A 14,998-nucleotide genomic window follows, 5' to 3' on the forward strand; every position below is an offset into this window, starting at 1 on the left:
ATCCGTCCACCGAGATCCGGTTCTCCGAATACCTGGAGCTGGACCTGTCCACGGTGGTGCCCTCCATCGCCGGGCCCAAGCGCCCCCAGGACCGGGTCGCCCTGACCGAATCCAAGAGCCAGTTCCGCAAGGATCTGGCCAACTATGTGCATGCCGTCGACGACGACGCCCTCGATGAGGCCCTTGACGAGACGTTCCCCGCCTCCGACGTGCCGGCGATGACGGCGCCCCTGGTCGCCTCCGCCGCCTCCCCGGGACGCGGGCGTCCCTCCCGTGCCGTGCCCGTATCCATGACCGACGGGCGGGAGTTCGAGCTGGACCACGGTGCGGTGACGATCGCGTCGATCACCTCCTGCACGAACACCTCCAACCCCTCGGTCATGCTCGCCGCCGCACTGCTGGCGAGAAACGCCGTGGAGAAGGGCCTGAGCTCCAAGCCGTGGGTGAAGACCTCCGTCGCCCCGGGCTCGAAGGTCGTCACCGACTACTACGACCGCTCCGGTCTCACCCCGTACCTTGAGAAGCTCGGCTTCTTCCTCGTCGGGTACGGCTGCGCCACCTGCATCGGCAACTCCGGGCCGCTCGAGGATGAAATCTCCTCGGCCATCTCCGCGCACGACCTCACGGTCGCCGCTGTCCTCTCCGGCAACCGGAACTTCGAGGGCCGGATCAACCCGGACGTGAAGATGAACTACCTGGCCTCCCCGCCGCTGGTGGTCGCCTATGCGCTGGCCGGCACTCTGGACTTCGACTTCGAGCACGACCCCCTGGGACTCGATGCGGACGGAAACGGCATCTTCCTCCGCGATATCTGGCCGAGTCCGGTCGAGGTGCAGTCAGTCATCGACTCCTCGATCGATCAGGAGATGTTCACCTCGAGCTACGGGTCGATCTTCGAGGGCGACGAGCGCTGGCGGGCCCTGCCCACACCGGCCGGCGCCACTTTCGCGTGGGATCCCGAGTCCACCTACGTGCGGAAGCCTCCGTACTTCGAGGGCATCACCGCGGTGCCGGAGCCCGTGGGAGACATCGCCGAGGCCCGGGTGCTCGTGATGCTCGGCGATTCGGTGACCACCGACCACATCAGCCCGGCAGGCTCCTTCAAGTCCGACACCCCGGCCGGACGGTACCTGCTCGAGCACGGCGTGCAGCGCAAGGACTTCAACTCGTACGGCTCCCGCCGCGGCAACCACGAGGTGATGATCCGCGGCACCTTCGCCAATATCCGGCTGCGCAACCGCCTGCTCGACGGCGTCGAGGGCGGCTTCACCCGGGATTTCACCCAGACCGGCGGTCCCCAGACCTACATCTACGACGCGGCGAGGAACTACGCCATCGCAGGCACGCCGCTGGTGGTCCTGGCGGGCAGGGAGTACGGCTCCGGGTCCTCCCGTGACTGGGCGGCCAAGGGCACCGCGCTGCTCGGGGTGAAGGCGGTGATCGCCGAGAGCTACGAGAGGATCCACCGCTCCAACCTCATCGGCATGGGCGTGCTCCCGCTCCAGTTCCGCCAGGGCGAGAACGCCGCAGTCCTTGGACTGACCGGCACCGAAACGTTCTCGGTGGAGGGCATCACGGCGCTCAATGCGGGCAGCATCCCCGACACGGTCCGCGTCACGGCGGTCCCGGAGGAAGACGGCGAGCCGGTTTCTTTCGACGCCGTCGTGCGCATCGACACCCCGGGGGAGGCCGACTACTACCGGCACGGCGGCATCCTCCACTACGTCCTGAGGCAGCTCAGTGCGCACTGAGTCCCGGATCTCCGGCGGGAAGATGCCAGGACAGCCCGCCCGCCGGTCCGCCGCGGAGGGGTCCCGGGCGTCGGGCGCCGGGAGATCGGGCACCTGCGGGTGGGCTGTGACGTTAGAGTTAACGGACATTGCCCTGGCGAAGTCTTCGCCGCAGCAGACGACCTGAGGAGGCGCCGGTGGGACTTCTTGAGACAATTCGCAGCCCGCAGGACCTGAGCCGGCTTACCGAATCCCAGCTCGACGCCCTTGCCCGGGAGATCCGTTCCTTCCTCGTCACCAACGTCTCCCGCACCGGCGGTCACCTCGGCCCTAACCTGGGCGTTGTCGAACTGACCCTGGGCGTCCACCGCGTGTTCGACTCGCCGCGCGACAGCATCATCTTCGACACCGGCCATCAGTCCTACGTCCACAAGCTCGTCACCGGCCGGCAGAACTTCGACACCCTGCGCCAGCAGGGCGGCCTCTCGGGGTACCCCTCCCGCGCCGAGTCCGTGCACGACATCGTCGAAAGCTCCCACGCGTCGTCGTCGCTGTCCTGGGCCGACGGAATCTCCCGCGCCCGCGTGCTGAACGGGGAGGGCGACCGGTACACCGTCGTCCTCGTCGGCGACGGCGCCCTCACCGGTGGCATGGCCTGGGAGGCGATCAACAATATCGCCGCGGACAAGCGCCGCCGCGTGGTGATTGTGGTGAATGACAATGGACGCTCCTACGCCCCGACGATCGGCGGCGTCGCCGATTACCTCGCCTCCCTCCGCCCGGCACTCGACTCGGTCCGCACCCACAAGGTGTACGAAAGAACCCTCGAGTGGTTCACCGGCCGGCTGCAGGCCGGCGGGCCCGCGGGCCGTTTCGCGTACAAGAGCCTCCACGCCACGAAAAAGGGCGTGAAGGACTGGTGGGCTCCGCAGGGTCTCTTCGAGGACCTCGGCATGAAGTACGTCGGCCCGGTCGACGGCCACGACCTCGGCGCCGTCGAGCAGGCACTCCACCTCGCCCGCAACTACGAAGGCCCGGTGATCGTGCACGCGATCACCGAAAAGGGGCACGGCTACGCCCCGGCACGCGCCCACGAGGCCGACCAGTTCCACGCCGTAGGCATCATCGACCCGGGCACGGGGGAGCCGGTCGAGTCCGGCGCCTCCCAGTCCTGGACCTCGGTCTTCGCCAACGAAATCGCCGACATCGCCGACGAGCGCCCCGACATTGTCGGCATCACCGGCGCCATGCTCATCCCGGTCGGGCTGCACCGCTTCGCCGCCCGCCACCCGGACCGCGTGTTCGACGTCGGCATCGCCGAACAGCACGCGCTCACCAGTGCCGCAGGAATGGCCTACGGAGGGCTGCACCCCGTCGTCGCGCTCTACGCCACGTTCCTGAACCGGGCCTTCGACCAGCTCCTGATGGACGTCGCGCTGCACAAGGCCGGGGTCACCATCGTCCTTGACCGCTCGGGGGTGACCGGGCCCGACGGCGCCAGCCACCACGGCATGTGGGACCTCTCCATGCTGCAGACCGTGCCCGGGCTGCACCTTGCCGCCCCGCGTGATGCCACCCGGCTGCGTGAGGAGCTGCGCGAGGCAGTCTCGATTCCGGACGCCCCGAGCGTGGTGCGTTATTCCAAGGGCTCGGTCGGTGCGGAGGTCGAGGCCATCGAGCGCCTGGGCGACGGCGTCGACGTGCTCGCCCGGCGGCCCTCCGGATCCACGAACAACGACGTGCTGATCGTCAGCGTCGGCGCCATGAGCGAACTCGCCCTCGATGTCTCAAACCGGCTCGGGGCCCAGGGCATCAGCTCGACGGTCATCGATCCCCGCTGGGTGCTGCCCGTCTGCCCGTCGGTGATCGATCTGGCCGCGGAGCACCGCATCGTCATTGTGATCGAGGACGGCGTGCGCGCCGGCGGCGTTGGGTCGAGGATCCGGCAGGAGATGCGGGCCGCGGGCGTCGATACCGCCCTGAACGAGGTGGGCCTCCCCGTGGAGTTCCTCGACCACGGCTCGCGCAGCGAGGTGCTCACCCGGGTGGGCCTGACCGCGCAGAAGGTCACCCACGACATCGTGGCGCAGGTCCTGGGAACGAAGGTCCCGGTGGCCCGGCCCCTGCCCGGCCACGATTCCGCTGCCGGCCGGGAGTCCACTTCCGGCCAGGACGCGACCACCGGGCAGTTCCCGACCCTCTAGGCTCCCGGCCTGCGTCGAGGACGCAGGAATAACCGGTGAACCGACGGCTGCCCCGGAATTACTGCGTCCTCGATGGCGGGGGAGGGCGCCGGATGGTTCGAGGCTGCTCAGCCCAGCAGGGCCCCGGCGAAGCGCAGGAACACCGACGCCGCGCCCGCCACGATCAGCAGCGCCACCAGGACCCACGACCACTCGGCCAGCAGCCGTGCGGCCCGCGGAGGAACCGGCAGCACCCCGGACGCGGCATTACGTGCCGTGAGGTGCACGGTCAGCACGATCATCACGACCCAAACCACCATGCAGTAGATGCAGAGGATGGAGATCACAAACAGCGCCTGGAACCACAGCCAGAGTGTGAACGCCGCGCCGAGGACCGTTCCGGCCTGCAGGCCGAGCCAGTACCAGCGGCGCAGCTCGGCCCCCGCGAGCAGCGCCATGCCTGTGGTGATCACGACGGCGAAGGCCACGAGGCCGATCAGCGGGTTGGGGAAGCCGAACACCGCGGCCTGCTGCGTCCGGAACACCTCGCCGCAGGAGATCCACGGGTTCAGGTCGCAGCTGGTGACGTACCCTGGGTCCGCATAGAGGGCGAGCCGTTCGAGGACCAGCTGCCCCGAGGCGAGCCAGCCGACGACGCCGGTGGCCACCAGGAGGAAAGCGAACCGCCGCTCCGGCCGTCGGGTCGCGGCTCCTTTCTCCGGATTCGTGGCGGAGGGAGCAGCGTGCGCGGGGTGTGCCATGGGGTGGTCGTCGTCCTCGGGTGGGCGGTCGGCGCCGGCATCCCGTGCGCCGATGGTTCCGCCACTCTAGCCGCCGGAACGGCTGATTTGCATGCTGGTGTGAGACAATTGCCGTGGCTGGTTCGGGAACCACATTTCCGTTCCGGTCCAGCGACAGGCTTCCGCTCTGCGGGCGATGCTTCCGGCGCACCGAGCCCATCAATCCTGATGGGCGGTTCCGGAATCCGCCTCGCAGGCCACCGTGATTACGACGGATGAGTTGGAAAAGCGCCGCTGGTCTTTGAGTGATGCCGCACCCTCCAGCCGGTGCGACCTCAAACGACACAATGACGACTTCCGGTCGCCGCTAGGGCGTAGGGTCCGCGGACGGCCGACATACTGCCCTGGAGGGCGCTGGAATGTGGCCGGTGCCGCAGGGGCTGGAGCCAATACATATGGATCAGTTCGAAACGCAGAACAACGAGCAGGGTGCAGCAGCAGGGGCCGCCGAGGCGCAGTCCCCAACAGTGCCGGTGAAGAAGGCCCCGCGGGCCCGCAGGGCGGCAAGCTCGCCCGCCGGAGCGCCGACGAAGGTCCCGGCGGCCGAGACCGCCGGAGACACTCCCGCACCGGAAGCATCCGCAGCGCCGGCCGACACGGCCTCCGAAGCACCCCGCCGGCGCGCCACCCGCGCCCGCAAGGCCCCGGCCGCTGTGCCGGAGTCGCCGGTGGAGGCACCGCTCGACGCCGCAAGCACCACGGCCGGCACTGACCCGGCCGGCGGTGGCGCAGCCGCCAGTGAGGCACCGGAGAGTGTCGGTGGGTCGGTCACCGGTTCCGCCTCCGACGTGCCCGCCGCCGAGCCGGCACCCAGGGCGAAGGCCACCCGCACGCGCCGCAGGGCCGCCACGGCCGAAGCAGGACCGGCAGCGCCCGCGCCCGAGGTTCCTTTCGGAGAGCCCGCCGCCGCAGAGGCCGCCGTAGCCGCGGCCGCCGTCGCCGGTGACACCGCCGACGCCGGAGCGGCACCAGCCGGGGAGGACGTCCCGGCCGAGAAGCCGGTCCGGGCCCGCCGGACCGCACGCACCCGCCGGACGAAGAGCGACGCCGGAGAGGCCGTCGCGGTTTCCGCGGACGGTGAAGCAGCCGAGGAGGCAGCCGCAGGCTCGGCCGACGACGCCGGAATCGAGGTCCCCGCGGCCGCCGCGCAGCAGCCCCACGCTACCCAGGCAGGAAAGACGGAGCCGGGCACGGCGGAGACCGCCGCCGAACCGGCACCGAAGAGCGCCGAACCCTCGTACGTCGACCCCTTCGCCATTCCGGATTCGCCCCTCTCCCTGCTCTTCCATGCCCCCGACCTGAGCGCCGCGGTCCAGGCCGTCAAGGTCACCGAGCCCGCGCTTGAGGACGACGAGGACGACGACTCCGATGACTCCGGACCGCGCCGCCGGCGCAGCCGCCGCCGGGGCCGGAACCGCAGCGACGACGGCTCCGGCGACGCCCAGGACGACGAGACCGGGGACTCTAGGGAGGGACAGTCCAACGGACCCTCCTCCGAGGCAGGGGACGCCGTTACCTCCCGCCGCCGGCGCCGTCGCCGCCGCGGAGACCAGGACCTCGAACTGACCGGCGGGGAGGACGACGATCCGCCCAACACGGTGACCCGGGTCCGCGCCCCGCGCCAGAGCAACGACGTCCCCTCCGACCGGGTGACCAGCGTCAAGGGCTCCACCCGCCTTGAGGCGAAGAAGCAGCGCCGCCGTGAATCCCGCGATTCCGGCCGCCGCCGCCAGGTCATCACCGAGGCCGAGTTCCTTGCGCGCCGCGAATCAGTCGACCGTCAGATGGTGGTGCGCCAGCGCGACGACAGGATCCAGATCGGCGTGCTCGAGGACGGAATCCTCGCCGAGCACTTCGTCTCCAAGACCCAGCAGGACTCGCTGATCGGCAACGTCTACCTCGGCAAGGTGCAGAACGTTCTGCCGAGCATGGAGGCGGCCTTCGTGGACATTGGACGCGGCCGCAACGCCGTGCTGTACGCGGGCGAGGTCAACTGGGACGCCGCCGGCCTCGACGGGCAGCCGCGCCGCATCGAGCTGGCGCTGAAGTCCGGTGACCCGGTGCTCGTCCAGGTCACCAAGGACCCCGTGGGCCACAAGGGAGCCCGCCTGACCAGCCAGATCTCCCTGCCGGGCCGCTACCTCGTGTACGTGCCGGGCGGCTCCATGACGGGCATCTCCCGCAAGCTGCCCGACGTCGAGCGCAACCGGCTCAAGCGCATCCTCAAGGACCGCCTGCCCGAGAACGCCGGGGTCATCGTGCGCACCGCGGCCGAAGGCGCCAGCGAAGAGGAACTGACCCACGACATCAACCGGCTGCGCGCCCAGTGGGAGGAGATCGAACGCAAGTCCTCCTCCACCAAGACGCTCGCCCCGGAGCTCCTTTACGGCGAGCCGGACCTCACCATCAAGGTGGTCCGCGACGTCTTCAACGAGGACTTCTCAAAGCTCCTCGTCTCCGGCGAGGAGGCCTGGGACACCATCGAGGCCTACGTCATGTACGTGGCGCCGGATCTGGTGGGCCGCCTTGAGAAGTGGACCTCGGAGGAGGACATCTTCACCGCGAGCCGCATCGACGAGCAGATCCAGAAGGCCCTTGACCGGAAGGTCTACCTTCCCTCCGGCGGCTCGCTGGTGATCGACCGCACCGAGGCGATGACCGTCGTCGACGTCAATACCGGCAAGTTCACCGGCAGCGGCGGCAACCTCGAGGAGACGGTCACCAAGAACAACCTCGAAGCGGCCGAGGAGGTGGTGCGCCAGCTGCGGCTGCGCGACATCGGCGGCATCATCGTCATCGACTTCATCGACATGGTCCTCGAAGCCAACCGCGACCTCGTGCTGCGCCGGCTCGTCGAGTGCCTCGGCCGGGACCGCACCAAGCACCAGGTGGCGGAGGTGACCTCACTCGGGCTCGTCCAGATGACCCGCAAGCGTATGGGCACCGGGCTGCTCGAGGTCTTCGGCGAGGTCTGCGAGCACTGCGCCGGACGCGGCGTAGTGACCCACGACGAGCCGGTCGAACACCGCCGCCACGCCGTCTCTACCGAGAACCACCAGCAGCACCTCCGCCAGGAAAAGATGTCCCGCAGTGAGCGCAAGCGCAGCCGCGGACGCACCTCCGAGCAGGTCGAGGAGCCGCAGGCAGCTCCCGAGCCGCGCGCGGAAAGCCCGGAGCGGGCAGCCAAGGCGGAGGCGGCGCGCGCCGCCCTCGCGAGTATCGCCGCGGCCACCCACCATGCCGCACACAGCGACGACGCGCCGGCGGTAACGCCGGAGAAGGCACCAGCCCCGGAGAAGGCGCCCGCCGCCGAGGGGTCCCGGGACGAGGCAGCCGCGGCGGTCCTCACCATCAATGGTGAGACCGTCACCCTGCCCCGCGCGGACGCGGCCGCGGCGCCAGCCGCCCCGGAGGGTCCGCGGCTGACACTTGACAGCCTTGCCGAGGCTTTCGACAAGAAGCCGGCCGGTGAACGGGGTGCGGGAGCCGCTGAGGCCCCGGCGCGGGATACGGCCCAGCGCGCGGAAGCCCCGGCCCAAACCCCGGCCTCGCCAGCACCGGCCACCCAGTCAGTACCGGCTGCCCAGGGGTCCCGCCGCCGCCCGCGGCGCCGGGCCGCCAGCGCCCAGGGCTCGAACGCCTCCATTGAAACGGTGACGGGCTCCGGCGCAGGCGAAGCCCAGCCCGGCGCACAGCACGTGGCCCGGGCCGGGAAGCCCGCGCCGCGGGAGGATAACGGGGGAGACGAGCCGATGATCCTCGGCGTCGGCGTGCCCGCCTCCGACCTGTAGGCAGGAACGCTGCTTCCTTGAGCGCACAGGAGCCGGACCCCGCACCGCGGGGGCCGGCTCCTGCGCTGTCCTGAAGAGTTTCCGGTTGACCGAACATCAGTTCGGCTCCCAGGTATGCAGAACGACGTCGAAAATGCGGAACCGACGTACGATCCGCCTATTCGGCCGCCATTACTGCACTGTCGACGGCAACCGGGCGATGGGAACCGGGCCCGGCGACGCATCGAAGTCGCACCCGGCCCGCACTCGGCCCGCACCGGGGCCGCACCTTGGCCGCGCCGGGAGGAGCCCTGAATTTGCGGGAAGCTGCCCCACTGACGTAACCTTGATCTTCGGTGCGTTCGCCTTCTAACCGGTGTATCCGGGGCGTAGACGCACGGCGCAGATATGGCTCTTTGAAGTGTCCTTCCCGGATGCCAGCCGCAGAGCGCAACCAGTTTTTCACATCAGAAGTCAAGATTGTCGAGAGAAGTGAGTTCCCAAGTGGTGTACGCGATTGTCCGCGCAGGCGGCCGCCAAGAAAAGGTTTCCGTTGGAGACCTCGTTACCCTTGACCGCGTCACCGGTCAGGCAGGAAGCACCTTTGCGCTGCCTGCCCTCCTTCTGGTAGACGGCGACAAGGTCACCTCAGCAGCAAAGGACCTCGAGAAGGTCACCGTCACTGCCGAGATCGTTGAGAATCTTCGCGGCCCGAAGATTGTCATCCAGAAGTTCAAGAACAAGACCGGCTACAAGAAGCGCCAGGGTCACCGTTCAGAGCTGACCCGCGTCAAAATCACAGGTATCGCGTAACCCTCTGCGGTTGCTCGGTCGGTCAAACAGTATCTTCAGCGAAGGCAGGCATAACTCATGGCACATAAGAAGGGCGCGAGCTCCACTCGCAACGGTCGCGACTCCAACGCTCAGTACCTCGGCGTGAAGCGCTTCGGCGGCCAGGTCGTCAAGGCCGGCGAAATCATCGTCCGCCAGCGCGGCACCCACTTCCACCCCGGTGCCAACGTTGGCCGCGGCGGGGATGACACGCTGTTCGCCCTCGAAGCAGGTGCCGTTGAATTCGGTACCCGCCGTGGGCGCCGCGTCGTGAACATCGTTGGGGCAGCCGCGGAGTAATCTGCCGCTTTCAACGCACGATGCTCCAAGCATTGAGGTGGGGTGGGCCGACATGGCTCACCCCGCCTTCTTTTAAGCCGGTTAGACCCGGCACAGTGAAGCATTTCAGAAGGAGATCAACGTGGCCAGCTTCGTTGACCGAGTAGTCCTGCACGTTTCCGGCGGCACAGGCGGCCACGGCTGCGTGTCCGTCAAGCGCGAGAAGTTCAAGCCCCTGGGCGGGCCCGACGGCGGCAACGGCGGCGACGGCGGCGACGTGATCCTGCGCGTCGACCCGCAGACCACCACCCTGCTCGACTACCACCACGCCCCGCACCGGCACGCCACCAACGGCGGCAACGGCATGGGCGACTGGCGCGGCGGCAAGAACGGCGAGACGCTCATCCTTCCGGTCCCCGACGGCACCGTCGTCAAGGCCAAGGACGGCACCGTGCTGGCCGACCTCGTCGGCGAGGGCGCCGAGTTCGTCGCCGCCGCCGGCGGCCAGGGCGGGCTGGGTAACTCCTCGCTGTCCTCCCAGAAGCGCAAGGCTCCCGGCTTCGCCCTGCTGGGTATCCCCGGCGACGAGCGCGACGTCGTCCTGGAGCTGAAGTCGATCGCCGACATCGCCCTGGTGGGCTTCCCCTCGGCGGGCAAGTCGAGCCTGATCGCCGCGATGTCCGCCGCACGGCCCAAGATCGCCGACTACCCCTTCACCACGCTTGTCCCCAACCTCGGCGTGGTCGAGGCCGGTAACACCCGCTTCACCATCGCCGACGTCCCCGGCCTGATCGAGGGCGCCAGCGAAGGCAAGGGCCTGGGCCACCACTTCCTGCGCCACGTCGAACGCTGCGCCGCCCTGGTGCACGTGCTTGACACCGCGGCCCTCGAGACCGACCGCGATCCGCTGGGCGACCTGGCCGTGATCGAAGGCGAACTCGACAAGTACGCCGTGGACATGAGCTTCGCGGGCTCCGACGGGGAGGTCGTTCCCCTCAATGAGCGCCCGCGCCTCGTGGTGCTGAACAAGGTGGACGTGCCCGACGGCCGCGACATGGCCGCCATGGTGCGGCCCGAGCTCGAGGCGCGCGGCTACCGCGTGTTCGAGGTCTCCGCCTCAAGCCACGAGGGCCTGCGCCAGTTTGGCTTCGCCATGGCCGAGATCGTCCAGGCCGCCCGCGACGCCGTGAAGGCCGCCCCGCCGAAGGTCGCGCCTCCCGTCCTGCGCCCCCGCGCAGTCAATTCCGCCGGGTTCCGCATCCGCAACGAGGAAAAGGACGCGCTGCCCCTGTTCCGCGTGCTCGGCGAGAAGCCCGAGCGCTGGGTCAAGCAGACCGACTTCACCAACGACGAGGCTGTCGGCTACCTCGCAGACCGCCTGGCGAAGCTCGGCGTCGAAGAGCAGCTGTTCAAGGCCGGGGCCAAGCCGGGCGACACCGTTGTTATCGGCGAGGGCGACGGCGTAGTGTTCGACTGGGAGCCCACCATGATGGGCGGGGCGGAGTTGCTGGCCGGCCCGCGCGGCACCGACCTGCGGCTGGCCGAATACGTCCGCCCCACCCGCGAGCAGAAGCGCGAGGAGTACCAGGAGCGCAAGGACGCGAAGGCCGCCGCGCGCGCCGAGCTCGAGGCCGACCGCAAGGCGGGCATCTGGACCGAGTCCGTGAACAACAAGGCCAAGCGCACCCCCGCCCCCGCAGACAACGCGGGCGACCAGGCGTAGGGACGCGATGGCAGCACACTCACCCCTGACGGACCGCTCCGGGCTGCCCGGGGCCCGGCGGGTCGTCGTCAAGGTGGGGTCCTCCTCCCTGACCTCGGTTTCGGGTGGGATCTCCACCGAGGCCCTGGTGGGCCTCGTCGATATCCTCGCCGCGCGGCGCCTGGCAGGCACCGAGCTGATCCTGGTTTCCTCCGGGGCGATCGCGGCGGGCCTCGCCCCGCTGGGGCTCGCGCGCCGTCCGGCGCAGCTGTCCTCCCAGCAGGCCGCGGCGAGCGTGGGGCAGGGACTGCTGATGGCCCGCTATACGCAGGCCTTCGGCGCCCATGGGGTGACGGTGAGCCAGGTGCTGCTCACGGCCGACGACCTGATCCGGCGCTCCCACTACGCCAATGCGCACCGGGCCATGGAGCGACTGCTGAACTTCGGCGTCGTGCCGATCGTCAACGAGAACGACGCCGTAGCGAGCCACGAGATCCGGTTCGGCGACAACGACCGCCTCGCGGCTCTGGTGGCCCACCTGGTGAAGGCCGACGCCCTCGTGCTGCTCTCGGACGTCGACGCCCTGTATGACGGCCCGCCGAAGGACGGCGCGCAGCGCATCCCGGACGTGCACTCGGCGGCCGACCTTGAGGGCGTCAGTATCGGACGCGCCGGCGCAGCCGGAGTCGGCACCGGCGGCATGGCCACCAAGGTGGAGGCCGCCGGGATCGCGGCAGCCTCGGGCATCCCCGCGCTCGTGACCTCGACGGCGAACGCCGCCGCGGCCCTGAACGGGGCCGACGTCGGCACCTGGTTCTCCGCCGGCGGCCGCCGCCAGCCCATCCGGCTGCTGTGGCTGGCCCATCTGGCGCGCATCCAGGGCACCCTGATTCTCGACGACGGTGCCGTGAAGGCCGTGGGGGAGCGGCGGCGCTCACTGCTCCCGGCGGGCATCCTCGCCGTGAAGGGCGACTTCGAGCCCGGCGATCCGGTGGAAATGGTCGACACCTCCGGCCGTGCCGTCGCCCGCGGGCTCGTCAACTACAGCTCCGCCGAACTGCCGCCCATGCTGGGTCGCTCCACCCGGGACCTCGCCGAGGAACTCGGGCACGGGTACGAACGCTCGGTGGTGCACGTCAACGACCTCGTGGTGCTCTGAGCCAACGCCCACTCCGGCCGCGGAGGCCGGACCCGCGGCACCGGGAGCCTCTCGGTAGACTGTGCTCATGATTCCTCCCCAGACGCTGCAGGGCGGGCGCACCCCCGCCGAATCCGAGGACGCCGCCGTCCAGGCCGCGTCCGGTGAACCGACCACCGTGGAAGCGACCACCGCGGAACCGACCACCGTGGAACCGGACGTCACGCAGGCCGTGTACGCCCTGACCGACCGTTCCCGCGCCGCCTCCCGCATCCTTGCCTCGGCCACCCGCGCCACCAAGGACCGGGCCCTGCGCGCCGTGGCAGCTGCGCTCACCGAACGCCAGGACACCGTGCTCGCCGCCAATGCGCTCGACGTCGAGGCGGGCCGGGCGAACGGCACCTCGGCCTACCTCCTTGACCGGCTCAGCCTCGATCCGGGCCGCGTGGCCGGGCTGGCCCGGGCCCTTGAGGAGCTCGCGGCCCTTCCCGATCCCGTGGGGTCGGCGGTGCGGGGGCAGACCCTGCCCAACGGGATCCGGCTGCGCCAGGTGCGGGTGCCTCTCGGCGTGGTCGCCGCCATCTACGAGGCCCGCCCGAATGTCACGATCGATATCGCAGGCCTGGCCCTGAAAAGCGGCAACGCCGTGATCCTGCGCGGCGGATCCGCCGCGGCGCACACCAACGCCGCGCTCGTGGAGATCATCGGCGCGGTGCTCGAGGAGAGCGGACTGCCAGCCGACGCGGTGCTGAGCGTCGACCAGTACGGCCGGGCCGGGGCGGCCGCCCTGATGGGCGCACGCGGCCGGGTCGACGTCCTGATTCCGCGCGGCGGGCGGGACCTGATCCAGACGGTCGTCCGTGAATCCTCGGTGCCCGTGATCGAGACCGGCGAGGGCAACGTGCACATCTTCCTCGATGAGAGCGCCGACGCCGGGATGGCCACCGACATCCTGCTCAATGCCAAGACCCAGCGGCCCAGCGTCTGCAACACCGTCGAGACCCTGCTGATCCACAGCGGTGCTGCCGCGGCCCCGGCGGTGCTCGGCCGGCTCGCCGACGCGGGCGTCCGCCTCCACGTCGACGGGCGGGCCCAGGCCCTGCTGCCCGAGGGGACGGCGTCCGAGCCGGCCACCGACGACGACTGGGGCCGGGAGTACATGGCCCTCGACCTCGCCGTCGGCGTCGTCGATTCGGTGGACGAGGCGCTGGCTCACATCCGGCGCTGGAGCACCGGGCACAGCGAGGCGATCATCACCAACGACCTGGCCAACTCGGAGCGGTTCATCGCCGGCGTTGACTCGGCGGCGGTCCTGGTGAACGCCTCCACCCGGTTTGTCGACGGCGGGGAGCTGGGCCTGGGTGCGGAGGTCGGAATCTCCACCCAGAAGATGCACGCCCGCGGACCCATGGGCCTTGCCGAACTGACGACCACGAAATGGATCATCTCGGGCGAAGGCCAGGTGCGGCAGTGACGCACGTGTGCGGCTCCGATCGAGCAGCGCGTAATATGGTATCGAACCTGCTCGCCGGCCCGGGCGCTCCGGCGGTCCGCCATTACATTCCAAGGGGAACTACATGCTGAATTTCTACGCCGACGCAGCGGTGCTTGCAGGCGAGGCGGCGGTGCACCACGAGCTGCCGCTTCCGGCGATCGTGTACCCGCTGATCGTCGGGGGCTTCCTGCTCCTGCTCATGATCGTCACCGCCTCGTTCTCCAACCTCGGCCACCGGCATGAAGCCACGCGGGAACACCTCGACCCGCACAAGCAGCACCCCAACAAGCACGACCACGGCGAAGCCACCCGGCGCTAGTTCCCTTGGGCGATTCGACGAAGGCCGGCGAGCCGGGCACCGGGGACACCGCACCGCACCGGCGGCGTGACGGCGGGCCATGGCGGCTCGGTGTCATGGGCGGCACCTTCGACCCGATCCACCACGGGCACCTCGTGGCGGCGAGCGAAGTCGCCGCCGTGTTCGGCCTGGATGAGGTGGTCTTTGTTCCCACCGGCCAGCCGTGGCAGAAGGCCGACACCCGCGTGACGTCGGCGGAGCACCGGTACCTGATGACGGTGATCGCCACGGCCTCAAACCCGGACTTCACCGTGAGCAGGGTGGACATCGACCGGCCCGGCCCGACCTTCACCATCGACACGCTGCGCGACCTCAAGGCCGCCCGGCCCGAGGCCGAGCTGTTCTTCATCACCGGGGCCGATGCGATGGCGCAGATCCTCTCGTGGAAGAATGTCGACGAGCTGTGGACCCTCGCCCACTTCATCGGAGTGACGCGCCCCGGGCACGAGCTCGACGGCGGCGGGCACGACGTGAGCCTGCTTGAGGTCCCGGCCATGGCCATTTCCTCGACCGACTGCCGCCGCCGGGTCGAATCGGGCAACCCGGTGTGGTACCTGGTGCCGGACGGGGTGGTGCAGTACATCGCCAAGTACGGGCTCTATGCAAGGACCGACGCTCCCGCCGCGCAGGGGGCCGACGACGGCGCCGGACCCGGGACGCCGCCCCACGGTGTCAATCCCACAGCGCTTCCGCAGACGACCGGATGAGAAAG

General features: G+C 69.8%; 11 protein-coding genes. 10 read left to right on the forward strand and 1 reads right to left on the reverse strand.

From position 1 onward, the window contains the following. Both acnA and dxs read left to right on the forward strand, forming a co-directional pair. The coding region (gene acnA / locus GVV86_RS10420) for an aconitate hydratase AcnA (RefSeq protein ID WP_159802762.1) at positions 1-1,751 on the forward strand (1,751 nt) is incomplete at its 5' end. A gap of 176 nt (positions 1,752-1,927) precedes the next feature. Then, positions 1,928-3,934 (forward strand): 1-deoxy-D-xylulose-5-phosphate synthase, encoded by a 2,007-nt coding sequence (gene dxs / locus GVV86_RS10425; RefSeq protein WP_159619845.1) that lies wholly within the window; start codon positions 1,928-1,930, stop codon positions 3,932-3,934. Between the two features lie 107 nt (positions 3,935-4,041). On the opposite strand, the gene GVV86_RS10430 is transcribed toward dxs, so the two are convergent. After that, positions 4,042-4,674, reverse strand: a complete 633-nt coding sequence (locus GVV86_RS10430; protein WP_159802763.1) for a vitamin K epoxide reductase family protein — start codon at positions 4,672-4,674, stop codon at positions 4,042-4,044. Between the two features lie 434 nt (positions 4,675-5,108). Here GVV86_RS10430 and GVV86_RS10435 point away from each other — a divergent pair, with 434 nt between their 5' ends. The 8 genes from GVV86_RS10435 (at position 5,109) to nadD (ending at position 14,993) form a co-directional block, all read left to right on the forward strand. After that, complete coding sequence (locus GVV86_RS10435) at positions 5,109-8,504, forward strand: Rne/Rng family ribonuclease (protein WP_201291431.1); 3,396 nt, start codon at positions 5,109-5,111, stop codon at positions 8,502-8,504. 483 nt (positions 8,505-8,987) lie between these two features. After that, the gene (rplU, locus tag GVV86_RS10440) at positions 8,988-9,296 is read left to right on the forward strand and encodes a 50S ribosomal protein L21 (RefSeq protein WP_159619839.1); all 309 of its coding nucleotides are present in this window, start codon (positions 8,988-8,990) and stop codon (positions 9,294-9,296) included. Between the two features lie 57 nt (positions 9,297-9,353). Further along, on the forward strand, positions 9,354-9,614 hold the full coding sequence (rpmA, locus tag GVV86_RS10445) for a 50S ribosomal protein L27 (RefSeq protein WP_026545518.1): 261 nt from the start codon (positions 9,354-9,356) through the stop codon (positions 9,612-9,614). 121 nt (positions 9,615-9,735) lie between these two features. Next, positions 9,736-11,316, forward strand: coding sequence for a GTPase ObgE (obgE, locus tag GVV86_RS10450; protein ID WP_159619837.1), 1,581 nt, complete (start codon positions 9,736-9,738; stop codon positions 11,314-11,316). A 7-nt stretch (positions 11,317-11,323) separates the two neighbouring features. Continuing rightward, complete coding sequence (proB, locus tag GVV86_RS10455) at positions 11,324-12,454, forward strand: glutamate 5-kinase (RefSeq protein WP_159619836.1); 1,131 nt, start codon at positions 11,324-11,326, stop codon at positions 12,452-12,454. A gap of 67 nt (positions 12,455-12,521) precedes the next feature. After that, a complete protein-coding gene (locus tag GVV86_RS10460; protein ID WP_159802764.1) occupies positions 12,522-13,907 on the forward strand; it encodes a glutamate-5-semialdehyde dehydrogenase in 1,386 nt (461 codons plus the stop codon). A gap of 103 nt (positions 13,908-14,010) precedes the next feature. Next, complete coding sequence (locus tag GVV86_RS10465) at positions 14,011-14,247, forward strand: hypothetical protein (protein ID WP_159619834.1); 237 nt, start codon at positions 14,011-14,013, stop codon at positions 14,245-14,247. Positions 14,248-14,342: 95 nt separating this feature from the next. Beyond that, entirely contained in the window at positions 14,343-14,993 is a 651-nt protein-coding gene (gene nadD, locus GVV86_RS10470; protein WP_159619863.1) for a nicotinate-nucleotide adenylyltransferase, read from the forward strand. Positions 14,994-14,998 lie beyond the last annotated feature (5 nt).

Origin of the sequence: Arthrobacter zhaoguopingii (assembly GCF_009828595.1) — a bacterium.
GTDB lineage: Bacteria > Actinomycetota > Actinomycetes > Actinomycetales > Micrococcaceae > Arthrobacter_D > Arthrobacter_D zhaoguopingii.

Bases quoted from the DNA above. Each gene is read 5' to 3' on its own strand.
- GVV86_RS10435 (WP_201291431.1), top strand. From the start codon at position 5,109: ATGGATCAGTTCGAAACGCAGAACAACGAGCAGGGTGCAGCAGCAGGG.
- GVV86_RS10460 (WP_159802764.1), top strand. From the start codon at position 12,522: ATGATTCCTCCCCAGACGCTGCAGGGCGGGCGCACCCCCGCCGAATCC.
- proB (WP_159619836.1), top strand. From the start codon at position 11,324: ATGGCAGCACACTCACCCCTGACGGACCGCTCCGGGCTGCCCGGGGCC.
- rpmA (WP_026545518.1), top strand. From the start codon at position 9,354: ATGGCACATAAGAAGGGCGCGAGCTCCACTCGCAACGGTCGCGACTCC.
- GVV86_RS10430 (WP_159802763.1), bottom strand. From the start codon at position 4,674: ATGGCACACCCCGCGCACGCTGCTCCCTCCGCCACGAATCCGGAGAAA.
- GVV86_RS10465 (WP_159619834.1), top strand. From the start codon at position 14,011: ATGCTGAATTTCTACGCCGACGCAGCGGTGCTTGCAGGCGAGGCGGCG.
- nadD (WP_159619863.1), top strand. From the start codon at position 14,343: ATGGGCGGCACCTTCGACCCGATCCACCACGGGCACCTCGTGGCGGCG.